Below are 27,000 nucleotides of genomic sequence, written 5' to 3'. Positions count from 1 at the left end.
GCGGGTGACCACAGACGAGAGTGCGGACTCGCCCTGGTGGGACTGGGTCCAGCGCCAACTGGACGACCACGGGATGACCACGGCGCGGCTGAGCGAGCTGACCGGGTTGGACCGCAGCGCCTTCACCCGATGGCGCAGGGGCGAGCGCCCCACCCTCGACACCGCCCGGCTGGTGGCCAAGGCGTTCGGCATCAGCCCGCTGGAAGTCATGGTGGAGGCGCAGCTGATCTTCCCCGAGGAAGCGGGCATGAAGGGGATGCGCAGTCCCGACCCGGGGGCGCTGACCGACCAGCAGCTGGTGGCCGAACTGAGCCGCCGCCTCAAGCGCTCGTCCCCGAGTGATACGTAGTCACCTACGTAGGTCTGGCGATGTGTCACCGACCCCTCGGCCGACATCGTGGTAGCCAACCGCACCACGACCGTGGTCGGAACCACGAGGAGTTCGCCATGACCATCGACTCGCTCCCGCAGCCCTGCCCGCGCTGCCTGCGCGACACGGTGCTCGTCACGAACCGCGTCGGCAGGCAGTGGCTGCACGTCGGCACGTGGCGGCTGCGGTGTGACCGCGTCGTCGGCACCATCGACGAGCAGGATGCGGAAAAGCAGACGGCCTGAGGGGCACACACACGACGAACCTGACGGGGACCGACCCCGTCAGGTTCGTCGCTTTTTATGAGCTCGGTAGCTAGGAGACGCGAAAGAGCTCGCAAGACATGAAAGCGCGGCCAGGCGGCGCGCTAGCGGCACGAGGGGATGCCGTGCTGGACACCCCCAGAAAGCCGGCCGCCGAGCGGTCGGGACGCTCGGCGGCCGAGATCGTGGTTCCGCCTTGGTTCAGGCGGCGGCGGCGTAGGTGGCGGCGACGACGCGGTGGTCGGACAGCATCAGGCCACCGTCGTCGAACAGCACCACGCCGTTGCACAGCAGGTACCAGCCCTGCTCCGGGTGGGAGGTGGTGATCCGCGCCCACTGGCCGTTCGAGTCCGTCCCTGACGGGCACCGGGGTTCGTGCTGGCACATGATTGACGCTCCTGACGGTCCAACGGCCAATCCTTCAACCGACCTCTGTGTTCTGGACCACGTGACTAAAGACTGCGCTCGTCGCGCCCGCCGGTCATCGGGAGAACTACGTATCCACTGCTCAAGTCCGTACGCTTGGCCCTTGACGGGGGAGACGGGAGTCGAACCGTGGTCGTCGCGGAGGTGCCTCATCCGACGGTCGGGCTGCCGGCCGAGCTGACCAGCTTCATCGGCCGCCGACGTGAGCTGGAGCAGGCCAGGCGGTTGCTGTCCGCCAACCGTCTGCTGACCCTGACCGGTGCGGGCGGCGTGGGCAAGACCCGGCTGTCGCTCCGGATCGCCGACCAGGCGCGGCGGACCTTCCCGGACGGCGTCTACCGGGTGGAACTCGACGCGTTGCACGACCCCTCCCTGCTGGCGCAGAGCGTGGCGACGAGGTTCGGGCTGCGTGACGCGTCGGTCGAGCCCGCGGAACGGCTCGCCGAGCACCTCGAGGACAAGCGGCTGCTGCTGGTGCTCGACAACTGCGAACACCTCGTGGACGCGTGCGCGATTCTGGTCGGCAAGCTGCTCGGCGCCGCGCCCGGCCTGCGCGTGCTCGCCACCAGCAGGCACGTGCTGGGCATCGCGGGCGAGCAGACGATGGTGGTCCCGCCGCTCCCGGTGCCCGACGACACGGACCGGACCACGGGCTGTGAGGCGGTCGACCTGTTCGCCGACCGCGCGGCGGCGGTGCTGCCCGGCTTCACCGTCGACGAGCGCAACCGGCACCTGGTCGTGCGCATCTGCCGTCGGCTGGACGGCATCCCGCTGGCCATCGAGCTGGCCGCCGCGTGGGTGCGCACGCTGTCGCTCGCCGACATCCACGACCGGCTGGACGACTGCCTCAAGCTGCTCAACCGGGGCAGCCGCACCGCGCCGTCACGTCAGCAGACGCTCGCGGGCGCGATCGACTGGAGCCACGACCTGTGCCTGCCCGAGGAGCGGGCGCTGTGGGCCCGGCTGTCGGTGTTCGCGGGCGGGTTCGACCTGGACGCGGCCGAGGCCGTCGGCTCGGGCGGTGACATCGCCGTAGCGGACGTGATCGGCCTCGTGGCGGGCCTGGTGGACAAGTCGATCCTGATCCGCGACCCGGACACGCACGGCCGGACGGCGCGGTACCGGATGTTGGAGACGATCCGCCAGTACGGGCGGGCGCGGCTCGCGTCGTCGGATTCGGGCTCGGGCTCGGGCGACGAGGATGCCGTACGGGCCCGTCACCTGGAGCACTACGTGCGCCTGGCCGAGCGGTACCGGTCCGAGTCCTTCGGCCCGCACCAGCTCGACTGGGTCCAGCGGATGATCCGCGAGCACCCGAACCTGCGGATCGCGATCGAGTTCGCCCTCACCGGAGCCGGGCGGGTCCGCGCCGCCACGGACATCGCCTCCCGCCTGTGGAACTTCTGGTTCTCCGGCGGCTTCCTGCGGGAAGGCCACCGCTGGCTGACCAGGGCGCTCGAAGCGGACCCCGAGCCGACCCGCTCACGTGCCGAGGCGCTGTGGACCTGCGCTTTCATCTCCGTCCACCTCGGCGAGGCCGACTCGGCCCGGCGGATGCTCGCCGAGTGCGAGGTCCTCGCCGAGCAACTGGACGACGACCCGCTGCGCGCCCACCACGCCGAGGCCGCAGGCCTCGCCGCACTGCACCGCGGTGAGGTGCCGGCGGCGTGCGCGCTGCTGGAACAGGCGGTCGTCGGACACCGGGAGGTCGGAGATCTGCTCGGGCTCGCGGACTCGTTGATCCTGCTGGCCGCGGCGACCCTGTTCAGCGACGACCCACGCGGCGCCGACGCGGCGGCAGAGGCCTTGGAGCTGTGCGAGACCCATGACGCCACGTGGACGAGGGCTTACGGGCTGTGGGCGGTGGCGGTCCACAAGTGGCGTGCCGGCGACCACCGCGACGCCGAGCGGCTGAGCCAGGACGCCATCCGGCTGCAACGGGCGGCCCGGGACTGGACGGGCCTGGCCTACCTGCTGGAGGCGCTGGCCTGGTGCACGGAGGGAGCGGGCCGGCCGGAGCGGGCGGCGCGGTTGCTCGGCGCGGCCACCGCGGTGTGGCGGCTGAGCGGGGCGAAGACCTACGAGGCCCCGCCCTACGCCGCCGTCGACGAGCAGATCGCGGCACGGGCCACCGGCGAGATCGGCGCGGAGGCGTTCCGGACGGCGTTCGAGGAGGGCAAGGCGCTCGGTCTGGAAGACGTGATCGCGTACGCCCTGGAGGAGAAGACCGCGAAGCCGGCATCGCCCGACGAATCGCTCGACACGGGTCCCGGCCTGACCCGCCGGCAGCTGGAGATCGCCCACCTGGTCGCCGAGGGCCTGAGCAACAAGGAGATCGCGGCCCGGCTGGTGATCGCCCTGCGGACGGCGGAGACCCACGTCGAGAACGTGCTGACCAAGCTGGGCTTCACCTCGCGCACCCAGATCGCCACGTGGGTCGCCGAACGCCGCGCCGACCGTTGAACCCCCTGGTACACCGGTCGCCTACATCGCAGGGATGACGTCGGCCGGCCTCATCCTCGTGCGGTACCGGAAATGCCTCCGTCGACCGACGCGCCCGGACCGGGAGCGCTTCTAGCGTCCACCGGACCAGATGCGACGACCGAGGGAGTCCGATCATGACCACACCGGCGATCGAACCGCGCGACGCGAGTCCCCGACACGGGAAGCCGCCGGTCCCGGGTGGCCGCATGACGGCCGTTGCCGGGCTCCTCGCCGTGGCGGCGTCCGCCTTGTCCGTGCCTGCCGCGGCCTCGGGAGGCACGCCGCACCTGTCCAAACCCACCGGTCCGCACTCGATCGGAACCACGTCCCTGCACCTGACGGACACCTCGCGCCCCGACCCGTGGGTTCCTGAAGAGGAAAGGGAGCTCATGGTCTCCCTGTGGTACCCGGCGAAGCCTTCGGGCGGGCCGCGGGCGCAGTACATGACGCCGACGGAGTCGGAACTCATGCTGAAGCACGGGGGCATCACCGGGCTGCCGTACGACGTGCTCAGCACGACGCGAACCAACGCGGTCAAGGACGCCACGCCGACCGGGCGCACGCGCGGCCTGCCCCTGGTCGTGCTGTCGCCCGGCTACACCAAGTCCCGCAAGACGCTCACCGGCCTGGCCGAAGACCTGGCGAGCCACGGCTACGTGGTGGCCGCGGTCGATCACACCTACGAGAACCCCGCCACCACGTTCCCGGACGGCCGGGTCGCCACCTGCGCCTCGTGCGAGATCCCGCACGACCCGACGTTCTGGGACAAGCTGGAGGCGGGCCGGGCCGTCGACATCTCGTTCGTGCTCGACGAACTGACCGGGGCGCAACAGAAGTGGGCCCGGCTGATCGACCCGGCCAGGATCGCGATGGCGGGCCACTCCGTCGGCGGCGCGAGCGCCATGACCGCCATGCTGGCCGACTCCCGGTTGCGCGCCGGGATCGACGTCGACGGCGTCACGCACACGCCGATCCCGGACACCGGGCTGTCGCGGCCGTTCCTGTTCATGGGCAGGGAATCCGCTTACACCCCGGGAACCCCTAACGCGTTCTCCTGGGAACGTGACTGGCCGCACCTGACCGGGTGGAAGCGGTGGCTCGTGGTGTCCGGCGTCACACACGCCTCCTTCACCGACGTCGGCCTGCTGGGGGAGCAACTCGGCCTCGACGGCGGAGCCGAGCTGCCCGCTGCCCGCGCCACGGAGATCACCCGCCGGTACACCCGGGCGTTCTTCGACCTGCACCTGGGCAACAGGCCCCAACCCCTGCTGGACACCCCGTCGCCGCGCTACCCCGAGGTGAAGTTCTGCGCCGTGGAGACCAAGACCTGCGAGTAGGTCGGCGACGCGCCGACAACGAGGTGGGGAAGACCGAACCCCGGTCGCGGCCCGTCGAGCAGCCGCTCCGCCGGCGGAAACCCCTTGCCGAGCTGTCCTATTCGGACCGTGTTGCCGGTAAAGTCGCCACGTCGCCGCCGCGTGGGTAGTGGGGCGAGTGCGAGGCGGGGTGGGGGATGGCGGGGCAGGCCGAACGTCGGCTGCGGCGGTTCGGCCGTCGGTACGCGGTGGTGGTCCGCCTGGCGACGTTGCTGCCCATCGCCGCGGTCGCCCTGCTCAGGGCGACGCCGTCGCAGTTGCCGGCCATCGTCTTCGTCGTCGGTGCCGCCGTGGTGTGGACGTGCGGGTACGGGTGGTGGCTGCAGAGGACCGACGGCCCGCTGCCGGTCGCGGTGGACGTGGTGGTGCTGCTCGGCGTGTGCCTGAGCATCTTCGTGACCGACGCCGTCGAGCACACCAACATCGGCTGGATCAGGCTCCTCGTCACGTTCGCCTGCGTGACCTACCAGTGGCACACCTCGCCGTTGGCGGGCGGTGTCGCGGCACTCGCGGTCGACGGCGGGCTGATGATCACCACCAGCGCCGCCGGAGCGGACCCCGACCTGCTGGTCGGGCAGGCGTGGGTGCTGGTGGCGGCCACGTTGTCCAGAGCGGCGTGGCTGCTCGTCCGGCGTGCCGCGGCGCGGGCCGACCGGATGGCCGCCGAGGCCGCACAGGCCCGTCGGGACTCGCTGGTGGCGGCGGCCGTGCGCGCCGGAGAACGGGAATTCGCCGCCGCCCTGCACGACACCGCCGCCGCGACGCTGCTGATGGTCGGCAGCGGGCAGGTTCGCGGGGACACCGCCTGGCTGGCGCCGCAGGCGCGCCGTGACCTGGAAAGGCTGCGCACCGACCACACCCGGGCAGCCCGGCACACCGACCTCGTCCGGTTGCTGGACGCCGAGATCGAGGCCGTGCACCTGGACGTCGAGTTCGACGCCCCCGACCGGCTTCCGCTGCCGTCCGAGGTGGCGACGGCGTTGGCCGACGCCACCAGGGAGGCGCTCAACAACGTCCGCCGGCACGCCGGCACCGGACGGGCGGTCATCCGGCTCGGCGCGGACGAGCAGTGGGTGCGACTCGACATCGTCGACGAGGGGAACGGGTTCCAGGTCGACGACGTCCCGGCCACCCGACGCGGGTTGCGGGAGTCGGTGCGCGGCCGGTTGAGCCGTATCGGCGGCACGGCGGCGGTCAGCTCCAGCGTCGGTGCGGGCACCGCCGTGCGGTTGGCCTGGGGTGCCCGCGGTGAGTGACGCCGTCGGCGGGCAGACGCGGGCACAGCTGCTGCTCGCCCTGCGGACCGCGATCCTGCTCGTGAGCGTGGCCGTCGTCTGCGGGCTCGGCCTCGCCAACCTGGTGCGCCACCTCGGATCCCACGAATTCCCGCTCGCGCAGGTGGGCGCGTTCGCGGCGCTGGCCGCTGTGCTCGCCGTCGAAGCCGTGCTGCTCGTCCGGCGCCGACCGTGGGGCCGGCTGCGCCTGCCGGCCGTCGCCGTCGTGCTGGCCGCGTCGGTGCTGTCCGCCGCGACCCTGCCCGACGGTCGCACGGCGTCCGGCGTGGACTGGGTCTTCGGCGCGGCCAACTGGGTCGGGCTCGTCGTGCTGCTGGACCGTCCACTGCGGACCGTGGTGGCGTTCCTGTCGGCGCACGAGCTGATCGCCGCGCTGAACCTGGTCCTGTTCGACGACGTCGACAAGGGCGACCTGGCGCGGCTCGCCACGGGCTCGGTCAACGTGATCGGCTTCCCGCTGTGCGTGGCGGTGGTGGCCGCGGTGCTGAACCGGCTCGCCGCGGAAGCGGCGGCGGCCGGCGCCGAGATCGAGCGGGTGCGCACCGAGGAGGCCGTCACGGCGGAGTCGCACCGGCGCAGGCAGCAGCGGTTCGCCGAGCTCGCCGACGGCACGATCCCGCTGTTGGCCGGGCTCGCCGACGGCTCGCTCAACCCCGAGGACGCCTCGGTCCAGCGACGCAGCGCGATCGAGGCGGCCCGGATGCGGCGGCTGTGCGCGGAGACGGACGTGGTGACGAACCCGTTGCTGCACGAGCTGCGCCACTGCGCCGACGTCGCCGACCGCAAGGGCGTCGTGGTGGAGCTGGAAGCACGCGGCCACTGGCCGACACCGCCCGTCACCGTCCGGCGGGACCTCACCGACGCCGCGCTGACCGCTCTCGCCACGGCCGCCTCGTGGGCGCGGGTCACCGTGGTCGGCGACCACGAGCTGGTGTCGGTCAACGTCGTCGCGGACTGCGGCGAGGTCGAGCCGCCGCGCCCGGCGACGCCCGGTGTGCGGGTCGAGGTGCTCGGCAACGGCGAGACGGTCTGGATGGAGGCCCGATGGCAGCCGACGACGTGATCACCGCGGTGATCGTCGACGATCACGCGGCGATCAGCGCGGGCGTCCGCTACTGGTGCGAGCAGGCTTCCCCGGCGATCCGCCTGGTCGACGCCGGTGACCGGCTCGCCGACGTCTGGACCGGCCCGGGTGCCACCGCCGACGTGGTGATCTTCGACCTGGAGCTGGTGCCGGGCCGACCGGACTTCACCGAGCTGCGCAGGCTGGTGGACAGTGGCCGCCGCGTCGTCGTCTACTCCCAACACGCCGACGCCGCCACCGCGCTCAAGTGCGTCGACCTCGGTGCGCTGGCCTACCTGACCAAGCGGGAAGGCCTGGAGCACCTGATCCCCGCCGTCCGGGCCGCCGCACAGGGCATGCCCTACACCGCGCCGTCCTTGTCGGGCGCGCTCGTCGCCGACGACGCACCCGACCGGCCACGCCTGTCACCGCGTGAGGCGGAAGTCCTGCGGGCGTGGTTCACCTCGTCGTCCAAGGAACTCGTCGCCGCCAAGCTCAACATCACGGTGAAGACCGTCGACACGCACATCGCGCGCGTGCGGGTGAAGTACGCGAACGCCGGACGGACGGCCCGCACCAAGAGCGAACTCGTGAGCCGGGCGCTCGACGACGGGCTCATCACGCTCGCGGAACTCAACCAAACCGATACCGCGCTGTAGGGCGTTCACCGGACACCGGGGAAACCGCCGCGCCCGTACGCTCTCCACCGAGCGCGTTGCATTGGTCGTGGATCCAGCTCGCCCGTGCCTTCGAGGGGTAGGTGCGGGGCGTGGCCGGAGAACCCGCGGCGGACGTTGCGGAATCGCCGTTGAAACGCGGGGTGCTCTGTCTGGATGTGTCACACGAAGGCCCTTGTCGAGGAGGTCCGATGACGCACCCCGGTGCGCCACAGCACTACCCGCAGCCCGGGCAGTACCCGCAGCATCAGCCGCAGTTCCCGCAGCAAGGGCAGCAGTACGGGCATCCGCAGCAGGGTCAGCACTACCCGCAACAGTATTTAGGGGGACCACCACCGCGGCGCGGCAACAAGGCCGGCGTGGTGATCGGGGTGCTGGCCGTCGTCCTCGTGCTCGGCCTGGCATTCGCCGGGTACTGGGTGTTCTTCGAAATGGACGACTCCGCCGACGCGCGGCCGGCCGTGGACGCCTCCCAGGACCTGGAGAAGGCGCCGATCGGCTGCGCGATGTTCGACGAGGCGGAGGTGGCTCCCCACATCCCCGGCCGCATGGACTACGAGGAGGGCTCGGCCAACCCGGGTGTCGGGGAGTCGTACGACCAGGGGCAGTGCATGTGGAACAACCCCGACTTCATCAAGGAGAAGGTCCGCCCGTCACACGTGATCGTGACCAGCTACGTCTACCATGCCAACATGACGATGTCCGGCGTGGACAGGGCGAAGGAGCACCTGGAGCGCCGCGTGCGCACTGGGGTCGCGGTGAACGTGAAAGGCGCCGACGACGCTCTGCTCGTGGAGCAGAGGAAGGTCGACTGGACGGTGGAGCTCGTCGTCCGCTACCACAACGTCGTCTACTCCGTCGTGTACGCCAACCAGACCGATGGTGCGAACGTCAAGGGCGGGGCGACGGCACTGGCCACCATCGCGATCGGCAAGGTAGTGCCGGACGAAGACTGACGAGCCGGCAGACATCGGCCCGCAGGCGGCAGGCGATGCGGCTTCCAGCCCAGCGTGAAGGCGGGACAGCTCAGCCTAAAAGATCAAGCCCCGGCCGCGTTTCCGCTGGCCAGGGCCTGATTCACCCGGCGAAAGGTGAGTGCCCCCGGCAGGATTCGAACCTGCGACACACGGTTTAGGAAACCGATGCTCTATCCCCTGAGCTACGAGGGCGCGTGGTGCAGCCTACCGGGTGGTGGGTAGGGCTTTGGGTGGAGGGGTTGTCACTCGGTGGGCCTAGGAGTGTGCACCTTGGGTTAGGTGGGGCCTGCGACCCCTCGGCTGTCTGGGGGAAGTGGGCGACCTCATCTGTTCCGCATCGGTCAAGTGAGGTACAGAAGGGGCATATCGCCCTCCGACGAAAGCCATCCCATGAGCAGTAGACCCTGGCCTGACTTCCGTCCCGGCCCCCTCGGCTCCGTCGGCGCCTGGTGGCGTCGGCTCCGCGCCCGCCCCGTCGACGCCGAGCAGTACACGTTCGTCCCCGCCTCGACCTCCCACCAGCACCCGTTCGAGACGCCGCTCCCGAGCGCCGTCTACGGGCTGGACTTCCAGGCCCGGATGACGATCCACTGGCGGGTCGACCTGACGACCGGTGTGCGGCACACCGCACCGCGCAGCGCCGCCGTCAACGACATCATCCACCGGGCCAAGGCGCTGACCGAACGGGCGATGCTCGTCCACCACGCCCCGCTGCAGCACCAGCTCGGGGCCGAACTCGCCGCCGAACGGCAGGTCGAGGGCACGCACGTGTGGGCGCGTGCGGACGGCATCGAGCTGACCGCCGACGACCACGACCTGGAGATGGCGCGCAAGCACATCGAGCTCCTCCAGACCACCACCATGCGCCAGGCCGAACGGGACGCCGAACGCGCCGAGATCAAGTACCTGCGCGACGAGGTCCTGACCGACCTCTCCACCGCCACCATCTGGTGGCTCGTCCGCAACGGCTACCAGGTCGAGCAGGCCGTCGCCCTCAGCCGGCACCTGGCCGAACTCGTCGGCATCGCCTCCCAGCGCCGCGACCAGCACTGGGCCGACACGCTGGTCACCTCGTTCGAAAGCGCTCTCCCGCGCCTGGACGACGGGCACCGCGCCGACGTCCGCCTCCACCTGGCCAAGGCCCTCGGCATCTACGGCGGCTCCACCGTCGCCGCGGAGTTCGCCGAGCAGGTCGGCCTCCCCCACCACCAGAACGGCGCCAAGCCGCTGACTTAGCCAAAAAATCCGACGCAGTCCCTAATGTGGTCACCGTGACCCAGAACCTGACCGAGGTGCGCGGCGCGGCCGTGGCGGGCGCGTTGCGCGTCCTCGCCCGGCTGACGCCGTTCGTCGAACCCGAGTTGATCGGCCTGCGCGACGTGGTGCGACCCGGAGACGTGTGCGTCGACATCGGCGCCGCGCTCGGCCTCTACACCGTCTCGCTGTCCCGCCTCGTCGGTCCACAAGGGACAGTGCACAGCATCGAGCCGCTGGTGTTCGCGCACCCCGCGCTGTCCTACCTGCTCCGACCCCGCGAAGGCCGGAACGTCGTGCGGCACTCCGTGGCGTTGGGCGTCGCCGAAGGCCGTGACGTGATGAGCGTCCCGGTGCGCCACGGCACACCGGTCACCGGCCGCTCGTTCCTCACCTCGGGCGCGGACGGGCTGGGCTCCAACGCCGAGTTCACCGACCACCTCGAAGTCCTCGTCCGCACCGACACCCTGGACCGGTTCGTCGCGGCCAACGCCATCGACCGGCTGGACTTCGTCAAGGCCGACGTCGAGGGTGCGGAACTCCGCGTGCTGCAAGGCGGTTCGGAGACGATCGAGAGGTTTCGACCGAAACTTCTTCTCGAGATCGAGGAACGGCACGTGCTGCGCTTCGGCTACCGGGCCCGGGACGTCCAGGACTGGCTCGCCGAACGCGGCTACCGCATGCACGCCTGGCACCGCAACGCCTGGCGGCAGGTCGACCGGATCGACGGCCGGGTGCGGAACTACCTGTTCAAAGCGTGAGAAGACCCTGATCAGAGCCTGAAAAGGCGGAAGACCCCGGTCCCTGGGGGTGGACCGGGGTCTTCCTGCGGACCGGTCTACGTGACGTAGACCTCAAGTTCGTAAACCGAGTATCCGTATTCTGTCGCCCGTTGGATACCCGTCATTCGTACGAATCGTGCCGTACCGGGCGGGAACGACGCAACATCCCGGCCACCATCGCCTGCGGACGTCGTGTACACCGTGCGCCACGTGCTGCCGTCGGACGACAGCTCTATGCGATACCCCTTGGCATAAGACGCTTCCCACGACAGCACGACCCGGCCGACGGTGCGCGCCGCGCCCAGGTCCACCTGCACCCACTGCTGGTCGGACCAGTCGCTGGCCCACCGGGTGTCCGGCTTGCCGTCCACGGCGTTGGAGGGCGGTGAGTTGTACCAGCCGGTTTCGTGGCTGCTGGCGGTGGCCGTGGTGCCGGCCGCCAGGTTCGCCACGTTGGCGCCGCGGCGGGACGGGAACTGCACGACCTGCTGGTACGTGGGTCGGTTCTGCCAGTTCACCTTGTCCTGGTTGATGCCGCCCATGGCCCGGTGGATGATCGTGTCCGCGCACCACTGATCACCGGCGGCGCACGAGTCGTCACCGGGGTACACCGCCGTGGCGGGCTTGGCCGCCGCCGCACGCAGGCTGTCCAGCAGCACCTGCCGGCACGCCGCCACCGCACCGCCACCGCAGTAACGGGCGCCCAGGGCGCCGTCCACCCGATCGCCGAGCACGGCCCGCAGGTCCTTGTCGACGTAGCTCCACCAGCCGTACTGGAACGAGGAGCCCTTGTGCGGCGCGGCGCCGTGCGTGTCCGACGGCGCCTCGTCGACCTGGAGCGCACGCGTCAGCTGCCCGTACAGCCCGTCACCGAGCCCCGGCTTGAACTGCGCCTCCACCAGCAGCGGCCACCACGCGTCGAGCAGCCGGATCGCCTCGGCGTGCCCGTACGCCTTGCTGCCGCGCGAGGTCTCCTTGCGCAGCGAACCGGACCGCTGCCACTCCCGCAGCTTCCCGACCGCCGCGGCCAACGTCGGATCGGTCACCGCCGCCGTGTCGATCACCCGCAGCAGGTCCGGCAGCACCTGCTCGGCACGCAGGTCGGCCACCCCCGCCTCGGCCATCGCCCGGGTCAACGACGCCCGCGTGACGGGACCGCGCGCGATCAGCGCCCGCACCCGGTCGTCCAGCAGGTCGCCGCGGTGCACGGAGCCGTTGCCGTAGCCCGACGCCGAGTAGTCCAGCGCCTGCTTGTTGTTCCAGCTGATGTAGTAGTCCTGGTTGATCGAGTTCGGGTGCTGCGCGAACGGCGTGTACGTCGCCGTGTTGCGGTCGGCGTTCCAGCCTTCCCACTCGTACGCGGCCTCGGCCTTCACCGGCAGGTGCGGGTCGACGGTCGCCTTGCGCACCGGGTTCGCGCCGGAGTTGAAGTACGCGGTGTCCCGCGAGTCCACGTAGAACCAGTTGAAGGCGTACCCGACGTCCTCGGCGGCGCGCTGGAAGTCGGCGGCCGACTTGATCGCGTCGGGGTCGTTGAACTCCTGGAACCCGACGATCGAGTCCACCTCGTGCAGGTAGGTCGACCGCAACGACGTGTACGCGACGAACTTCCCGCCCACCTTCGCCCGGCTCTGCACCAGCCCGTACTTCGTGCGGTACATGACCAGCGTGTACGAGCCGGCGGGCGTCGGGTCGGCCACCGTCGGCTTCCAGGCGTTCTTGCGCTCCAACCGCTCCATCGGCAGGCACTGCCCGTGGTACCGGTAGTGCAGCGACGACGCGGTGGGCGTGCCGTTATCGGGCTCGCACAGCTCCACGGCGTACGTGTCGGTGATGTCCTGCCCGGCGGACGTCGCGCTCCACGAGTAGTCGACACCACGCCCGAGCTGCACGTACATCGACACACCCGCGAACGACACGCCGCGCGCCCGCAGGCCCGGACCGTTCAGCTCCTGCAGCATCAGCAGCTGCGGCGCGAAGTACCCGGTCTGCGGTCCCCACACGGCGATCGGGTTGCCGGTGTCGGTGTGCGCGCCGGACACGGCCAGCGCGTTGGACATGCCCTGCTTCTTGTTCAGCAGGTCGCGCGGCAGCACGCCGTCCGCGAAAAGCCCTTCCGCCGCCTTGAGATCCGCCGGCACGTCCACAGTGGACTGAGCGGCTGAGGTCTGGTCGTAGACCATCGGCTCCGGCGTCACCACGCCGCCGTCGGGCAGCGCCACGCCCTGCGGGTTGGCGGGCGTCGTCCCGTACGGGAAGCGCTGGCCGTTGTGCAGGGTGAGCACCGACTCGGGGTCGTTCTGCTCGCGGAACGACCGCCACACCTGATCGCCCACCGCGGCGCCGTACCGGTTCTGCGCGGCCAGCTTCACCAGCGCGTTCTGCACCTCGCCGCCGCCGCCCGCGCCGAACAGCCCGCCCACCACGGCCGCGATCGCGACCAGGTCGGTCGGCTGGAACGGCTTGATGTCGTTCCAGTTGGTGACCGAGTCGGCGTGCCCGGTCAGCACGTACTCGCCGGGGAAGTACCGGCCGTTCACCGACTCGGTGAGGTAGGCGTTGATGCCCGCGATGTAGTCCTTCACGTCCTGCAACGCCTGCGCGCCGCGCGGTCCCTGGGACGCCACCTGGTCGATCTGCGCCTGGAGGTCGGCCTCGGTGTACGGGATCTGGTTGTAGAAGCTCTGCTCCAGCACCCGGTTGCCCTCGGCGCCGCCCGCGAACCCGGACAGCTGGCCGCGGCCGAGGTGCCGGAACAGGTCCATCAGCCACAACCGGTCCTGCGCGGCGGCGTAACCCGCGCCGAACTCCGTGCCCGACCGCGTGGTCCCGTAGATGTGCGGCATCCCGATGGCCTTGTCGCGCACGATCGTGACGTCGGCGCGCGGCTTGATCGTGCTCTCGACCTGGTCCGCCGGGACGCCGAACGACGCGTCGTTGAAGAACGTGCCCAGCTGCTCGTTGGTCAGGCCGCTGTAGCCGGAGACGAGGGAGTCGTAGCGGCCGAGCTGGTCGGCGGAGTGCGCCGGACGGGTGCCGAACGCCTGGTGGGACAGGATCTCGGCGAGCGTGGCGTTGCCGTTCTGACCGGGCGGCAGCACGTCGTGGCACTGGCCGAGGCAGTGGTCGTCCGGGGTGAACGCGGTGGTCCTGACCTCGGCTTGGGAGGTCGTGGGGACGGTGAGGGCGGTCGCCGTGAGGAGGGCGACCACGGCGAACGATCGGGTGGCTCTCCGCATGGCGCGAAGCTCCTTCCAGGCAGGGATCGTGTGACGCACGTTACTGTGAAGTAGGCATTCGCGAAAGACCTTCGCGTTTGCCCCCTGTGGGCCGTCGACCTGCGTGTCACGCGCGTGTGCACGTATGAGCAGTACGGCAGCCCGTCGTCCGCCCATGCGGGGCCATAGGGACTACGGGGTGCGGTCTATCCGGACCACAAGCCCTGCGGCCGGTTGTCGCGTCGGCGCGAGGAAGTCGCGCGGGTCCCGAGCCGGCCTCGGATATTTCCTGGCAACTGTGAACAGGCGGATCCTGTGTCTTTCCATGGTGAGATAACGGTGAATTAACGTCAGCTTGCGTGTTCGTGCGCGATGCTGGGCGAGTACGAACACGAAACGCCAACGCGGGGAGGCGTCGTGATCAAGGTGATGCTGGCCGACGACGAAGACCTCGTCCGGTCCGGCCTTCGCATGATCCTCAGCAGCGCCGGCGACATCGAAGTCGTGGCCGAGTGCGACGACGGGCACCTGGTGGCCGACCTGGCGCGCCGGCACCGCCCGCACGTCGTGCTGCTGGACATCCGGATGCGGTCGTCCGACGGGTTGATGGCGCTGCGCAGGCTGCGCGCCATTCCCGACCCGCCGAAGATCGCCATGCTCACCACGTTCGACGTGGACGAGTACGTGTCGGAGGCGCTGCGGCTGGGCGCCTCGGGCTTCCTGCTCAAGGACACCGAACCCGAGCAGCTGGTCCGGGCGGTGCGCGACCTCGCGCTGGGCGGCGCCGTGCTCGACCCCGGCGTGGCGGCCAGGGTGCTGGCCGCGGTCGCCGACGGTGAACGGGCCGCCGAGCCCGCGCGCCGGCTGCTGGCCTCGCTGTCCGAACGCGAGCGCGAGGTGCTGGTGCTGATCGGGCAGGGCATGTCCAACGCCGAGATCGGCGGGACCCTGCACCTGTCCGAGGCCACCGTGAAGGGCTACGTCTCGTCGGTGCTGGGCAAGATCGGCGCGGTGAACCGGGTCCAGGCGGCACTGGTCGCGTTCCGCGGCGGTTTGATCGCTTGACTGTGTTTGATTGCCGCTGCTCCGCAGACGGCGGGCTCGGTCGCCCGGGAGGTCGGTCGTTCGCGCCTGATTTTCCGACGATCGAAAAGCGTGATCGCCGGAAAATGAGTCGCGAACGACCGACGGCGACCTCGCGTGGTGGTCGGGATGGCGGTGTGAGACGCCGAAGGACCCGCGGGCTGGTTGCCCAGTCTGCGCGCTAATTCCCGGAGACGATTTCGGGGATCTCTACGTGGGGTTCTACTTCTACGCGGTTGCGGCCGTGGCGCTTGGCGCGGTACAGCGCCATGTCCGCGGCCGCGAACAACTTGTCCAGTTTGGCCGGTCCGGCTGCCACCCCGATGCTCACCGTCGGCCGCTGGGTGGTGCCGAGCATGGTCCAGTCGTGGCCGTCCACCGCCGCCCGGATGCGTTCGGCGACCACCGGGCCGACGTCGAGCGGGCTGCCGCCCGTGTCGCCGAGCAGCACCACGAACTCGTCACCGGCCCACCGGGCGACCAGGTCGGCGGCCCGGCACTCGCGCCGCAGCAACTGCGCGATCTCGCGCAACGTCGCGTCACCCGCCGCGTGGCCGGCGTCGTCGTTCACACCCTTGAACCGGTCCACGTCCACCAGCACCAGCCACGGCACCCGGCCGCGCGCCGCCGTGCCCTCCAGCAGACCGGCCGCCGCGCGTTCCAGCCCGAGGCGGTTCGCCAGCCCCGTCAACGGGTCGCGGGCCGCCGCCTCCTGCGCCGCCACGGCCAACCGCTGCGCCTGCACGGCCACCCGGCGCTGCTCCAACGCCTGCCCCAGTCCCTCTTGGAGGGTCACCATGGACGTCTTGCTCGCCGCGACCGAACAGCGCAACGCCGCCGCCTCGCCGACGTGGTCGTCCAGCTCCGCGCAGATGTCCGCCAGGTCCAATGAGAACCGCAGCAGCAGCGACGCGTCGTTGATGGCCTCCGCCGCGGCGACCGCCCGGCTGGCCAGCGTGCGGGCCTCCACCAGCCTGCCCTGCTCGCGCCGGACCCCCGCCAACACCCAGTTGGCCCCCGCCAAAGCCCAGTTGTTGTGGGCGTCGCGCGCCTGCCGCAACGTCTCCCGCGCGGTCTCCTCGGCCTGTTCGAACTCGCCCACACCGGCCAGCGCGCAGCCGTACGCGGACATCAGCGCCAGCCGCGTCTGCTCGGCCTTGACCAGCTCCAAACCCTCTTTGAGGTACCCGCGCGCCTCCTCGAAGATCGCCGGCGCCTGGTCCGGCGGCGACGAGATGGCGCGGAAGTTCAACAGGCCGCCGAGGCCCTGGAGGCACTGGCTCAGCACCTCGGCCGCGGTCTCGTGGCTGTCCATCGCCCGGCGGGCGACCTGCGCGGACAACCGCAGCATGTCGATGGCCGCACGGCGGTTGCCGATGCCCTCCAGCAGGTAGGCCAGCGCGTGCATGGCCAGTGCGGCGGCCGGGTTGTCGCTGTGCTCGCCGTCGAGGTCCGTCCACCCCTCCGCGGCCAGCTCCAACGCCAGCGGGATGCGACCGAGCCGCCACGCCAACTTGCCCTGGTTGATCAGCACCGCGGCACGCTGCAAGCGGTCGGCGCCGGGCGGCACCCGGCCCACCACCTGGTCGAACAGGGTGTTGGCCTCCGGCAGGCGCCCAGCGTTCAGCAGCTCCTTGACCTCGAGGTCGAGTTGCGGCACCTGCCCCGCTACCAGCGGATCTCGCTGCTCCACTCGTGCTGACACTCCATTCCGACTCGGCGAGTCGGTACGCGGGCCCGCTCGCCGACGGCACGGCCATCACAGGCTACCGGCCCGAACGCCGTGTGTACCGCTCCTGGTGGAGTACGTCCTCGAGCGGCATCCGGTTGCGCCAGCCGTGCCGCTCCAGATCGGGCGTCTCGGGAAGCTTGTCGACGGGACCGACGCACAGCCACGCCACCGGCCGCAGCCGCTGCGGGATGTCGAGCAACCGTCGCAATTCGTCCTCGCGGTAGAAGCTCACCCAGCCGACACCCAGGCCTTCGGCGGTCGCGGCCAGCCACAGGTTCTGGATGGCCAGGCACACCGAGTAGAGGCCGGCGTCGGCGATGGCGTGCCTGCCCAGCACGGCGGGCGAGCCGCGATCGGGGTCGTAGGTGACGACCACACCGACCGTCGACTCCAGAATGCCCTCGACTTTGATCTTCGCGAAGAGTTCGGCCTGCCGAACCTCCAGTTCGGCCGCGAAGACGCTGCGCTCGGCCTGGACGTGGTCGCGGAACGCGCGGCGGGTGTGCTCGTCGCGCACGACGATGAAGTCCCACGGCTGGGACAGGCCCACGCTGGGCGCGGCGTGCGCGGCGGTGAGCACCCGGCGCAGCACCTCGGGTGGGATCGGGGCGCCGGTGAACTCACCCCTGGTGTCCCTCCGGCGGTGCAGGACGTCGTAGAAGCTCATTCGAACGATCGTGCCTCACACGATTCGGTGAACCCGACCGCGGGAGGGTGGCGTGCGTCTCAACCGGGCGTTGAATGGCCGGTCATGGTCGGAACAGTGCACGGGTCCGCGCTCGGCTTCGCGGGCGGCGTCGGGGCGACCGCCCTCGCCGCGAACTGGCCGGTGTTCGCCCTGCTCCTGCTCGTGGTGGTCGTGGTGGTCGTCTCGTGGTGGACGACCGTGCTCGGCGCGGTGCTGACCGCCGTGCAGTGCTGGGGCCTGTACGCGAGCTTCGTCGTCGGCGACGAAGGGCGCCTGGTGCCGGACTGGCCCGCGTTGGCGGTGCTGGCGGTGGCCAGCACCGCGTCGCTCAGCGGCCTTGCGAGGGGTAGGGCAGCAACGCCATCTCCCGCGCGTTCTTGATCGCGGTGGCGACCTGGCGCTGCTGCTGCGGCGTCAGGCCGGTGACCCGGCGGGAGCGGATCTTGCCGCGGTCGGAGATGAACTTCCGCAGCAGGGTCGCGTCCTTCCAGTCCACAGTGGCCACGCCCTCCTTGCGGAGGAGGTTCGCCCGGCGTTTCGGTTCGGTTCTGTTCCGCATTTTTCTGGGCAGTCCGTCCTACCAGCTCGACTTCGTCACGCCGGGCAGTTCGCCGCGGTGCGCCATCTCGCGCAGCCGGATGCGGGACAGGCCGAACGCGCGGTAGTGCGCGCGGGGGCGGCCGTCCACCGCGTCCCGGTTGCGGAGCCTGGTGGGGCTGGCGTCGCGGGGTAGCTTCTGCAGCGCCTTGAGCGCCTCGTCGCGGCGGTCCTGGTCGGGGTGGACGCGGATGATCTCCTTCAGCTCGCGCCGCCGTTCCGCGTACCGGGCGACGACCTGCCTGCGCTGCTGGTCGCGGGCGATCTTCGACTTCTTGGCCACTTATCGCTCCTCGCGGAAGTCCACGTGCCTGCGCACGACCGGGTCGAACTTGCGCAGCACCAGGCGGTCCGGGTCGTTGCGCCGGTTCTTGCGGGTCACGTACGTGTAGCCGGTGCCCGCGGTGGAGCGGAGCTTGATGATCGGGCGGACGTCGCTCGCCTTGCTCATCGGCCCTCACCCTTCCGGATCTCGGCGAGCACGGACTCGATGCCGCGGCGGTCGATGGTCTTCATCGCCTTGGTGGACAGGGTCAGGGTCACGTAGCGGTTCTCGCCCGGCACCCAGTAGCGGCGGGTCTGGGTGTTGGGCAGCCAACGCCGTGACGTGCGCCGGTGCGAGTGCGAGACCTGTTTGCCGAAGCCCGGCTTGCGGCCGGTCAGCTGGCAGTGCCTGCGGGACATGACCCTCCTCGTTTGAAACGACAATCGTTGTCGTTTAGGGTAGCCCATGTGGAAACCGTTGTCGTTATGGTGGCCGGGATGGGTGCGCACGGCGTCGCCGAGGAGGTCTGGCGCGCCTCACCGGGATCCGTGCTCGTGCGGCACGACCTGTCGGCGCTGTCGTCCGGGCTGGTGCGGCGGTGGGTCGACGGCGTGCCGACCGAGCTGACCCTGGCCCACGGCTGCGTGTCCTGCACGCTGCGGGAAGACCTGCTGCCGCTGCTCGCGTCGCTGGGCGGACGGGTGGTGCTCGACCTCGACCCGGCGTTGGAGCCGGAGGCGGTGTGCCTGGCGTTGGTCGACGAGCCGGTGCGGGTCGAGACGGTGGTGTCCGTGGTGGACCGGGCGACCTGGTCGGTCGACGCGACGGGTGACGCGACGCTGGGTGAGCGGGGCATCGGGCTGCCGTCCGACGAGCGGACCGTGGCGCAGGTCGTGGTCGGGCAGGTGGAGTTCGCCGACGCGCTGGTGCTGACCGGACCCGCCGGCGACGACGTGCTGACGGCGGTGCTGGACCGCGTCGCGCCCGGCACGCCGCGGTTCGAACTGTCCTCTTTGGACGTCGACGCGCTGTTGGCGGTGCCGGTCGGGCGTCGGTTCACCCCGGCGTTCGGACCGTTGCTGCGCGGTGTGCCGTTGGAGCCCGCCGCCGGTGTGTCGGTCGTGCGGTTCACGGCACGGCGGCCGTTCCACCCCATGCGGCTGCACGACGCGCTGGACGTGCTGCTGGACGGCGTGGTGCGCGCCCGCGGCCGGGTCTGGGTGATCAGCCAGCCGTCCCGGGTCATGTGGCTGGAGTCGGCAGGCGGCGGCTTGAGCGTCGGCGCGGTCGGCACCTGGCTCGCCGCGCAGGACGACTGGTCCACTGTGGACTCGGAACGACGGGCGTTCGCTTCGCTGGACTGGGACCCGGAGTTCGGCGACCGGGGCCAGGAGGTGGTCGTGGTGTGCCTGCACGCCTCCGGTGAGTCCGTGCTCGCGGCCCTGGAAGGGGCGTTGGTCACGGACGAGGAGTTGGCCATGGGGCCCGAACTGGAGTTCGTGGACCCGTTCTCCGAATGGCACGAGATGGAGGAGCTGTGAAGCGCGGTATCCACCCGGACTACCACCCCGTGGTGTTCCAGGACTCTTCGACCGGGATGACGTTCCTGACCCGGTCGACCGCGACGTCCGCGCGGACGATCGAGTGGGAGGGGCAGGTGTACCCGCTGATCACGGTGGACGTGACGTCGGATTCGCACCCGTTCTGGACCGGCGCGCAGCGGGTCATGGACACCGCCGGGCGGGTCGAGAAGTTCAACCGCCGCTACGGGCGGAGGGGTCGCTGATGGCCGTTCCGAAGCGGAAGATGTCGCGGAGCAACACGCGGTCGCGGCGGGCGCAGTGGAAGGCGTCGGTGCCCGACCTGGTTCCGGTGGTGACGCTGGACGGGCGGCGGCTCATGGTGCCCCGGCGGTTGGTCCCCGCCTACCGACGGGGGTTGCTGCCCTGACCTGTGGTTGACCTTCACCCTGGGTGAAGCCGCACGGTGGAGTTCGCCGGGCCGCAGACCCGGCCGAGGAAGGGGTGGGGACGTGGAGCTGCTGACCATCGGGGCGTTCGCGCGGGCCTCCCGCCTGTCGCCGAAGGCGCTGCGGCTCTACGACGAGCTGGGCCTGCTCACGCCGGCCCGGGTCGACCCGGTCTCGGGCTACCGGTTCTACGCGCCGGACCAGCTCGACCGGGCCCGCCTGGTGGCGTGGCTGCGCCGACTGGGCATGCCGTTGGCCCGCATCCGGCGGGTGTGCGCGCTCGACCCGGCGGACGCCGCCGTCGAGGTGCGCGCCTACTGGGCGCAGGTCGAGGCCGACACCGCGGCCCGGCGGAACCTCGCCACCTTCCTCGTGGAGCAACTCTCCGGGAAGGACACCACCATGACCGTCGCACTCCGGTACGCCCTGCGCACCGACCGCGGGCTCGTCAGGGACTCGAACCAGGACTTCGGCTACGCGGGCGAGCGGCTGCTCGCGGTGGCCGACGGGTTCGGCGCCCGCGGCGAACCCCTCAGCTCGATGGCCATCGACACGCTCGCCCCGCTGGACACCGCCATCCCGGCGGGGGAGCTGCTCAACACCCTGGCGGACGCCGTGCACCGCGCCGGGACGGCGGTCGGCGACTACCTGTCGGCCCACCCGGCCGACGAGTGCAGCGGGACCACGTTGACCGCGCTGGTGCTGTCCGGGTCGCGGTTGGGCCTGGTGCACGTCGGCGACGCGCGGGTGTACCTGCTGCGCGGCGGCGAGCTGTTCCGCATCACGCACGACCACACGGTGGTGCAGTCGATGATCGCCGAGGGCAGGCTGACCGAGGAGGAGGCGGTCAGCCACCCGCAGCGGTCGATGCTGGTGCGGGCCCTGCACGGCAAGGCGGTGGAGCCTGATCTGGCCCTGCACGACGCCCTGCCGGGCGACCGGTACCTGCTGTGCTCGGACGGCCTGCACACCGTCGTGCCGCAAGCCGACGTGCTGGAGGTGCTGGAGTCCGCGGTGGACCCGGAGGAGGCGACGCGGCGGCTGGTCGAGCTGGCCAACGGCAACGGCGGCCCGGACAACGTGGTGTGCGTGGTCGCGGACGTGATCCCGGCCTAGCGCCCGGTCCTGGTCGTAGTCCTAGGACGCGGGTGCGAGCGGGCCCTGGACCTCGCCGTCCGGCGAGACCCGCCACTGGTCGAACGGCCGGTCCAGGTGCCACGCCTTGCCGTCGTGGGTGAGTACCCGGTATTCGCACGTCTCCAGGTTCGACAGCGACTCGAACAGCTCGATGCTCCACCCGAACAGGCGGCGGCACAGCAGGCGGATGGTGAGGCCGTGCGACACCACCAGCGCCGTGGTCGGGTGGGCCGGGTCCCGCATCCGGGTCTCCAGGTCGGTCAGGAACGCGGCCAGGCGGTCGTCCACGTCCGCGCCCGACTCGCCGTTCGGCAGCCGGAAGAAGAAGTGGCCGAACGCGTGGCGCTGGTGCTTCAGCACCTCCTGCCGGACCGGGTCCTGGAGGTTGCCCCAGTCCTGTTCGCGCAACCGGGGCTCGGCCACCGTGCGTTCCACCTGGTCACCGAGGTCCAGGTTGCGGAGGGTGGCCCTGGTCCGCACGTACGGGCTGACGTAGACGGCCGCCGGGTCGCCGTTCAGCAGCTCCTTGATCCGCGGGCCGGTGTCCTTGGCCTCCTGTTCCCCCAGTTCGGTCAACGGGAGGGCGTGGTCGGGGACGCGGCAGTACGCCAGCTCGTCGACGTTGCCCAGGCTCTGTCCATGGCGCAGCAGGATGATCCGCACCGGTCCATGGTGCCGGTGTTACATTCGCTGGCGAAACCGGACGGAAGGTGTCACATGATCAAGTACGTCGCCCTGTACCGGAAGCCCGCCGACGTCGAGGCGTTCGACGAGGCCTACTTCGCCTCCCACCTCCCGTTGGTCGAACGAACGCCGGGGCTGCTGCGGGCCGAGGTGGCGAAGGTCTCACGGGTCTTCGTGCCCGGTTTCCTCGGCGAGCACGAGCCGCACCTCGTGGCCGAGATGTACTTCGAGTCCGCCGCGGCGATGAAGACCGCCTTCGGGTCGCCCGAGTGGCAGGCCGCCGGGGCGAACCTCGCCGAGATCGGCGGCGTCGAGCTGGTCGCCATGTTCGCCGCCGAAGTCGTCGCCGACGATGTCGCCGAGGACGTCACCGAGGTCGGCGCGCGATGATCTCCGTGGTGATCGGCGGCGGCACGATGGGCGCCGGTGTCGCGCACCTCTTCCTCGCCGGCGGGCACGAGGTGGTGCTGGTCGAGGCGGGCGCCGACCGGGCGTTGGCCGCACGGCGGGCGGTCGAGGCGTCGCTGGCCAAGGCCGCCGAGCGCGGCAAGCTGGACGCCGTCCCGCACGAGCTGCTGAAGAACCTCACCGTGGTCGAACGGCTGGACGACGTCGCCGCCGGCGCCTCGCTGGTGGTGGAGGCGGTGCCCGAGGACGTCGAGCTGAAGCGGCAGGTGCTCAAGGCCGCCGCAAACGCTTGCCCGAACGCGGTGCTGGCGTCCAACACGTCGTCGCTGTCGATCTCGGCGATCGCCGAGGGCCTGCCCGGCGAACGGGTGCTGGGCATGCACTTCTTCAACCCCGTGCCGGTCCAGCAGCTGGTCGAGCTGGTCCACCACGACGGTGTGTCGGCCGACGTCGTCGCCCGCGTCCGCGGCTGGGCCGAGGAGCTGGGCAAGACCGTCATCGAGGTCCGGGACGCGCCCGGTTTCGCCACCTCGCGGCTCGGTGTCGCGGTCGGCATGGAGGCGATCCGGATGCTCGAAGAGGGCGTGGCGAGCGCCGAGGACATCGACACCGGCATGAGGCTCGGCTACGGCTGGCCGATGGGTCCGCTGCGGCTGACCGACCTGGTCGGGCTGGACGTCCGGCTGGCCATCGCCGAGCACCTGGCCGCCGAGCTGGGTCCGCGCTTCGAACCGCCGCGGCTGCTGCGGGACAAGGTCGCCGCCGGTCAGCTCGGGCGGAAGACCGGCCGGGGTTTCTTCACCTGGTGACTGGTAAGCAGGACGGCGTGCTGATCCGCGAACTGACGCCGGACGACGTCGAGGAGGCCGACCGGCTGCGCCGGGTCGCCTACGGGAGCATCGGCGATCCGTCGTTGTGCCCCGGCCGGCGGGGGTTGGCCGCCGAACTGGGCGGTCGGCTGGTGGGCGTGCTCACGGTCAAGGACTTCCACCAGTTCTACGGCGGGTCGACGGTGCCCATGGGCGGCATCGGGTTGGCCGTCGCGCCCCACGCGCGGGGACGTGGGCTGGCGAGCGCGCTGCTCGACGCGGCGTTGCGGGACATGCGGGAACGCGGCCAGCCGCTGTCCGTGCTCTACGCGACCGTGCCCGCGCTCTACCGGTCGCGCGGGTGGGAGCGGGCCGGGGTGTTCGAGTACCTGGAGTTCCCGCTGGACCGGATGCCCGCCGGCGAACGGGTGCTCGCGCGGCCCGCCGGCGAGGGCGACCTCCAGGCCCTGCACGCCTGCTACACCGACCTCGCGTCCACGGTGAACGGGCTCATCGACCGCAGCCCGCCCACCATCGACGTGGCCGACGTGCTCAAGCTCGACGTCGTGTCGGTGGTGCCGGGTCACGACGGCGAGGTGCGCGGATACCTCACGGCCGAACGCGGCACCCACGGGTTGCGGGTGTTCGACCTGGTCGGGCGGGATGTCGCGACCCAACTCGGGTTGCTGCGCGAGTTGGGCAGCTGGGCCGGTGTGCTGGACAAGGCCCTGGTCCGGGTCACCGATCCCGCCGTCACCGGTTTGCTGACCAACCAGGCGATCGAGCACACCATCACCACGTCGACCTGGCTGCTGCGCGTCGTGGACCTGCCGGCGGCGGTGGCGGCACGGGGCTGGCCGGCGGCGGAGTGGCTGAAGCCCGCGTCCGTGGACCTCGACGTCGTCGACGAGCACGCGCCGTGGCACGCGGGACGGCACCGGTTGGTGGTCGAGGACGGTCGGGTGCGCGTCGAGCCTGGTGGGAGCGGTGCCGTGCGGCTGCACGCGCGTGCGCTCGGACCGTGGTTCAGCGGCATGCAGGACAGCCACGCGCTGCGCCGCGCCGGGCTGCTGGACGGTGACGCCGCGTTGCTCGACCGGCTGGTCGGCGCACCGGGCGTCCCACGACTGGCTGACTTCTTTTAACCCGACCGCCCTCACTTCTCGCCGCCTCCAGGACCACCACGCGAGTGATCGACCTCCAAGGCGACCGAGCCCGCCGTCTGCGGAGCAGCGGCAATTCAACACAGTCAAAACTTGACGGGTAGCTCACACCCCCTTCTCAGGCAGCTCTCAGGACCGCGAGCAAGACTGAGTCCCATGCGCATCCTCGTTGTCGACGACGACAGGGCCGTGCGTGAGTCGCTCCGTCGCTCACTGCAGTTCAACGGCTACCAGGTCGACCTGGCCGGCGACGGCCAGCAGGCTCTCGAGTCCGTCGTGTCCCAGCGCCCCGACGCCATGGTGCTGGACGTGATGATGCCCAGGCTCGACGGGTTGGAGGTGTGCCGCCGGCTGCGCAGCACCGGCGACGACCTGCCGATCCTCGTGCTCACCGCCCGTGACGCGGTGTCCGACCGGGTGTCCGGGCTGGACGCCGGCGCGGACGACTACCTGCCCAAGCCGTTCGCGCTGGAGGAGCTGCTGGCCCGGCTCCGCGCGCTGCTGCGGCGGGCCGTCTCGGAGGCGGAGGAGCCGGCGGGCGCGGTGCTGAGGTTCGCGGACCTGGAGCTCGACCCGAGCACCCGGGACGTGCGGCGCGGTGACCGGCCGATCAGCCTCACCCGGACCGAGTTCGCCCTGCTGGAGCTGTTCCTGGCGCACCCCAAGCAGGTGCTGACCCGCGGCCGGATCCTGGAGGACGTCTGGGGCTACGACTTCCCGACCTCGGGCAACGCGCTGGAGGTCTACGTCGGCTACCTGCGCCGCAAGACCGAGGCCGAGGGCGAGCCCCGGCTGCTGCACACGGTGCGCGGCGTCGGCTACGTGATGCGGGAGACCCCTCCGTGATCGGTGCCGCCAACGGGCGACTCCAGCGGGTGTCGTTGCGGGCGCGGGTCACCCTGCTCGCCGCCTTCTGCGTCGCCGGAGCCGTCGCCGTCGTGTCGCTCGGCGCGTACATGACGGTGAGCCAGAACCTGCACGACCAGCTGGACGAGAACCTGCGGCAGCGCTCCGAGGCCGCGGTCAACGCACCCAAGGTCAACAACAACGTCTCCGAGATCCCCGGCGCCTTCCTGGCCGCCGGTGACATCCGGATCGGCGTGCTGGACGTGAGCGGGCTGATCCAGTACCCGAAGGGCACGGTCGCGCCGCCGACCCAGCCCGCCGACCTGGACGTGGCGCGCGGGTCGAAGCTGGAGAACATCTGGACCGACACGCGCACCGACTTCCGGGTGCTCGCGGTGCCCTACGGCGACGGTCAGGCGATGCTGATCGCCCAGTCCACCAAGCCGCTGAACACCACCCTGGGCAAGCTGTCCGTGGTGTTGTTCGTGATCAGCGGGTTGGGCGTGCTGGTCGCGGCGGCGGCGGGCACGGCGGTCGCGCGCACCGGGCTGCGACCCGTGCAGCGGTTGACCGAGGCCACCGAACGGGTCGCGATGACCGGTGACCTGCGGCCCATCCCGGTGTCCGGTGACGACGAGCTGGCGGTGTTGTCGCAGCGGTTCAACGCGATGCTCGGCGCGGTGGCGGAGTCGCAGGAGCGGCAGCGCCGACTGGTCGCCGACGCGGGCCACGAGCTTCGCACGCCGTTGACGTCCATGCGCACCAACCTGGAACTGCTGCTGGCCTCGGAACGCCCGGACGCGCCGACCCTGTCCGACGAGGACAAGGCGGAGATCAACGCCGACGTCCGGGCCCAGCTGGACGAGCTGACCACGTTGATCGGAGACCTGGTCGAGCTGGCCCGCGAGGACGCGCCGCAGGTCGTGCACGAACCGGTCGACCTGGTCGAGGTCGTGGAACGAGCCCTGGACCGCGCGAAGCGGCGGGCGAGCGACGTGCATTTCGCGGTCGAGGTCGAGCAGTGGTCGCTGCTGGGTGATTCCAGCGCCTTGGAACGCGCGGTGCTCAACCTCCTGGACAACGCGGTGAAGTTCAGCCCGACGGGCGGCGTGGTCCGACTGACCCTCAAGCAGTTGGGCGACGGCAGCGCGGTGGTCGAGGTCGCGGACTCCGGTCCGGGCATCGCCGACGCCGACCTGCCCCACGTCTTCGAACGCTTCTACCGCTCCTCCGAGGCCCGCACACTGCCCGGCTCAGGCCTGGGCCTGGCAATCGTCAAACAGGTGGCCGAACGCCACGGCGGCATGGCCTACGTGGGCAAGGCCCCGGAAGGCGGCGCGATGTTCACCCTCCGCCTCCCCGGCCGCCCCACCCCGGTCCCGAACCACTCGGCCAACGCCGACCAGGTGTCGCACTAGTCACCGCACGTCCGCT

General features: G+C 71.0%; 30 protein-coding genes and 1 tRNA gene. 21 read left to right on the top strand and 10 right to left on the bottom strand.

From position 1 onward, the window contains the following. The first annotated feature begins 4 nt into the window (after positions 1-4). Positions 5-349: a helix-turn-helix domain-containing protein gene (locus tag FM051_RS09505; RefSeq protein ID WP_158842539.1), complete on the top strand. Its 345-nt coding sequence runs from the start codon at positions 5-7 to the stop codon at positions 347-349. Between the two features lie 98 nt (positions 350-447). Then, positions 448-615: a hypothetical protein gene (locus FM051_RS09500; RefSeq protein ID WP_158842538.1), complete on the top strand. Its 168-nt coding sequence runs from the start codon at positions 448-450 to the stop codon at positions 613-615. A 219-nt stretch (positions 616-834) separates the two neighbouring features. On the opposite strand, the gene FM051_RS09495 is transcribed toward FM051_RS09500, so the two are convergent. Next, positions 835-1,020, bottom strand: coding sequence for a DUF5999 family protein (locus FM051_RS09495; RefSeq protein WP_158842537.1), 186 nt, complete (start codon positions 1,018-1,020; stop codon positions 835-837). Between the two features lie 168 nt (positions 1,021-1,188). Between FM051_RS09495 and FM051_RS09490 the strand changes: the two genes are divergently transcribed. The 6 genes from FM051_RS09490 (at position 1,189) to FM051_RS09465 (ending at position 8,910) form a co-directional block, all read left to right on the top strand. Then, positions 1,189-3,522 (top strand): ATP-binding protein, encoded by a 2,334-nt coding sequence (locus FM051_RS09490; RefSeq protein WP_238412258.1) that lies wholly within the window; start codon positions 1,189-1,191, stop codon positions 3,520-3,522. 227 nt (positions 3,523-3,749) lie between these two features. After that, a complete protein-coding gene (locus tag FM051_RS09485; RefSeq protein WP_158842536.1) occupies positions 3,750-4,880 on the top strand; it encodes an alpha/beta hydrolase family protein in 1,131 nt (376 codons plus the stop codon). 176 nt (positions 4,881-5,056) lie between these two features. Further along, positions 5,057-6,175: a sensor histidine kinase gene (locus FM051_RS09480; RefSeq protein WP_158842535.1), complete on the top strand. Its 1,119-nt coding sequence runs from the start codon at positions 5,057-5,059 to the stop codon at positions 6,173-6,175. Continuing rightward, on the top strand, positions 6,168-7,277 hold the full coding sequence (locus FM051_RS09475; RefSeq protein ID WP_158842534.1) for a hypothetical protein: 1,110 nt from the start codon (positions 6,168-6,170) through the stop codon (positions 7,275-7,277). Before FM051_RS09480 ends, FM051_RS09475 begins: the two co-directional genes overlap by 8 nt. After that, positions 7,259-7,936, top strand: a complete 678-nt coding sequence (locus FM051_RS09470) for a response regulator (protein ID WP_158842533.1) — start codon at positions 7,259-7,261, stop codon at positions 7,934-7,936. The genes FM051_RS09475 and FM051_RS09470 overlap by 19 nt, the downstream gene beginning before the upstream one ends. Before the next feature lie 209 nt (positions 7,937-8,145). Next, complete coding sequence (locus FM051_RS09465) at positions 8,146-8,910, top strand: hypothetical protein (protein WP_158842532.1); 765 nt, start codon at positions 8,146-8,148, stop codon at positions 8,908-8,910. 140 nt (positions 8,911-9,050) lie between these two features. Here FM051_RS09465 and FM051_RS09460 read toward each other — a convergent pair. Continuing rightward, positions 9,051-9,123 (bottom strand) — tRNA-Arg (locus FM051_RS09460). 198 nt (positions 9,124-9,321) lie between these two features. Here FM051_RS09460 and FM051_RS09455 point away from each other — a divergent pair. Both FM051_RS09455 and FM051_RS09450 read left to right on the top strand, forming a co-directional pair. Then, a complete protein-coding gene (locus FM051_RS09455) occupies positions 9,322-10,167 on the top strand; it encodes a hypothetical protein (RefSeq protein ID WP_158842531.1) in 846 nt (281 codons plus the stop codon). 35 nt (positions 10,168-10,202) lie between these two features. Next, positions 10,203-10,946 (top strand): FkbM family methyltransferase, encoded by a 744-nt coding sequence (locus tag FM051_RS09450; RefSeq protein WP_158842530.1) that lies wholly within the window; start codon positions 10,203-10,205, stop codon positions 10,944-10,946. Positions 10,947-11,023: 77 nt separating this feature from the next. Here the strand turns inward: FM051_RS09450 and FM051_RS09445 are convergent, their stop codons facing one another. Beyond that, on the bottom strand, positions 11,024-14,206 hold the full coding sequence (locus FM051_RS09445) for a penicillin acylase family protein (RefSeq protein WP_158842529.1): 3,183 nt from the start codon (positions 14,204-14,206) through the stop codon (positions 11,024-11,026). 396 nt (positions 14,207-14,602) lie between these two features. On the opposite strand from FM051_RS09445, the gene FM051_RS09440 reads away from it, so the two are divergent. Then, on the top strand, positions 14,603-15,250 hold the full coding sequence (locus FM051_RS09440; protein ID WP_077008338.1) for a response regulator: 648 nt from the start codon (positions 14,603-14,605) through the stop codon (positions 15,248-15,250). A gap of 199 nt (positions 15,251-15,449) precedes the next feature. Here the strand turns inward: FM051_RS09440 and FM051_RS09435 are convergent, their stop codons facing one another. Both FM051_RS09435 and bluB read right to left on the bottom strand, forming a co-directional pair. Further along, the gene (locus FM051_RS09435; RefSeq protein WP_158842528.1) at positions 15,450-16,961 is read right to left on the bottom strand and encodes a GGDEF domain-containing protein; all 1,512 of its coding nucleotides are present in this window, start codon (positions 16,959-16,961) and stop codon (positions 15,450-15,452) included. Between the two features lie 73 nt (positions 16,962-17,034). Continuing rightward, the gene (gene bluB, locus FM051_RS09430) at positions 17,035-17,667 is read right to left on the bottom strand and encodes a 5,6-dimethylbenzimidazole synthase (protein ID WP_158842527.1); all 633 of its coding nucleotides are present in this window, start codon (positions 17,665-17,667) and stop codon (positions 17,035-17,037) included. Positions 17,668-17,751: 84 nt separating this feature from the next. On the opposite strand from bluB, the gene FM051_RS09425 reads away from it, so the two are divergent. Next, on the top strand, positions 17,752-18,069 hold the full coding sequence (locus FM051_RS09425) for a hypothetical protein (RefSeq protein WP_158842526.1): 318 nt from the start codon (positions 17,752-17,754) through the stop codon (positions 18,067-18,069). Here FM051_RS09425 and rpsR read toward each other — a convergent pair. The 4 genes from rpsR to rpmB are packed head-to-tail and all read right to left on the bottom strand — an operon-like array spanning position 18,017 to position 18,969. After that, on the bottom strand, positions 18,017-18,247 hold the full coding sequence (gene rpsR / locus FM051_RS09420) for a 30S ribosomal protein S18 (protein ID WP_158842525.1): 231 nt from the start codon (positions 18,245-18,247) through the stop codon (positions 18,017-18,019). The two genes, FM051_RS09425 and rpsR, sit on opposite strands and share 53 nt — an antisense overlap. Before the next feature lie 18 nt (positions 18,248-18,265). After that, positions 18,266-18,568: a 30S ribosomal protein S14 gene (rpsN, locus tag FM051_RS09415; protein WP_158842524.1), complete on the bottom strand. Its 303-nt coding sequence runs from the start codon at positions 18,566-18,568 to the stop codon at positions 18,266-18,268. Then, positions 18,569-18,736 carry a 50S ribosomal protein L33 gene (gene rpmG, locus FM051_RS09410; protein ID WP_158842523.1) on the bottom strand — a complete coding sequence of 56 codons (168 nt, stop codon included), beginning with the start codon at positions 18,734-18,736 and terminating at the stop codon, positions 18,569-18,571. After that, on the bottom strand, positions 18,733-18,969 hold the full coding sequence (gene rpmB, locus FM051_RS09405; RefSeq protein WP_158842522.1) for a 50S ribosomal protein L28: 237 nt from the start codon (positions 18,967-18,969) through the stop codon (positions 18,733-18,735). Before rpmB ends, rpmG begins: the two co-directional genes overlap by 4 nt. A 66-nt stretch (positions 18,970-19,035) precedes the next feature. On the opposite strand from rpmB, the gene mrf reads away from it, so the two are divergent. From mrf to FM051_RS09385, 4 genes are all read left to right on the top strand, one after another. Further along, complete coding sequence (gene mrf / locus FM051_RS09400; protein WP_420803580.1) at positions 19,036-20,091, top strand: ribosome hibernation factor-recruiting GTPase MRF; 1,056 nt, start codon at positions 19,036-19,038, stop codon at positions 20,089-20,091. After that, a complete protein-coding gene (locus tag FM051_RS09395; protein WP_158842520.1) occupies positions 20,088-20,336 on the top strand; it encodes a type B 50S ribosomal protein L31 in 249 nt (82 codons plus the stop codon). The genes mrf and FM051_RS09395 overlap by 4 nt, the downstream gene beginning before the upstream one ends. Beyond that, the gene (gene rpmF / locus FM051_RS09390) at positions 20,336-20,500 is read left to right on the top strand and encodes a 50S ribosomal protein L32 (RefSeq protein WP_158842519.1); all 165 of its coding nucleotides are present in this window, start codon (positions 20,336-20,338) and stop codon (positions 20,498-20,500) included. The genes FM051_RS09395 and rpmF overlap by 1 nt, the downstream gene beginning before the upstream one ends. Positions 20,501-20,582: 82 nt before the next feature. Further along, positions 20,583-21,635 carry a MerR family transcriptional regulator gene (locus FM051_RS09385; protein WP_158842518.1) on the top strand — a complete coding sequence of 351 codons (1,053 nt, stop codon included), beginning with the start codon at positions 20,583-20,585 and terminating at the stop codon, positions 21,633-21,635. A gap of 21 nt (positions 21,636-21,656) precedes the next feature. Here FM051_RS09385 and FM051_RS09380 read toward each other — a convergent pair whose 3' ends face one another. After that, positions 21,657-22,319 carry a histidine phosphatase family protein gene (locus FM051_RS09380; RefSeq protein ID WP_158842517.1) on the bottom strand — a complete coding sequence of 221 codons (663 nt, stop codon included), beginning with the start codon at positions 22,317-22,319 and terminating at the stop codon, positions 21,657-21,659. Positions 22,320-22,373: 54 nt separating this feature from the next. On the opposite strand from FM051_RS09380, the gene FM051_RS09375 reads away from it, so the two are divergent. From FM051_RS09375 to FM051_RS09355, 5 genes are all read left to right on the top strand, one after another. Then, the gene (locus FM051_RS09375; RefSeq protein ID WP_158842516.1) at positions 22,374-22,730 is read left to right on the top strand and encodes an EthD family reductase; all 357 of its coding nucleotides are present in this window, start codon (positions 22,374-22,376) and stop codon (positions 22,728-22,730) included. Beyond that, on the top strand, positions 22,727-23,557 hold the full coding sequence (locus FM051_RS09370) for a 3-hydroxyacyl-CoA dehydrogenase family protein (RefSeq protein ID WP_158842515.1): 831 nt from the start codon (positions 22,727-22,729) through the stop codon (positions 23,555-23,557). Before FM051_RS09375 ends, FM051_RS09370 begins: the two co-directional genes overlap by 4 nt. Continuing rightward, positions 23,554-24,702: a GNAT family N-acetyltransferase gene (locus FM051_RS09365; protein WP_238412256.1), complete on the top strand. Its 1,149-nt coding sequence runs from the start codon at positions 23,554-23,556 to the stop codon at positions 24,700-24,702. The genes FM051_RS09370 and FM051_RS09365 overlap by 4 nt, the downstream gene beginning before the upstream one ends. 174 nt (positions 24,703-24,876) lie before the next feature. Continuing rightward, positions 24,877-25,566, top strand: coding sequence for a response regulator transcription factor (locus FM051_RS09360; RefSeq protein WP_158842514.1), 690 nt, complete (start codon positions 24,877-24,879; stop codon positions 25,564-25,566). After that, the gene (locus FM051_RS09355; protein WP_158842513.1) at positions 25,563-26,984 is read left to right on the top strand and encodes a HAMP domain-containing sensor histidine kinase; all 1,422 of its coding nucleotides are present in this window, start codon (positions 25,563-25,565) and stop codon (positions 26,982-26,984) included. Before FM051_RS09360 ends, FM051_RS09355 begins: the two co-directional genes overlap by 4 nt. Positions 26,985-27,000: the final 16 nt, after the last annotated feature.

It is taken from the genome of Saccharothrix deserti (assembly GCF_009769385.1).
Classification (GTDB): Bacteria; Actinomycetota; Actinomycetes; order Mycobacteriales; family Pseudonocardiaceae; genus Actinosynnema; species Actinosynnema deserti.
This window is presented reverse-complemented; position numbering and strand designations above follow the sequence as displayed.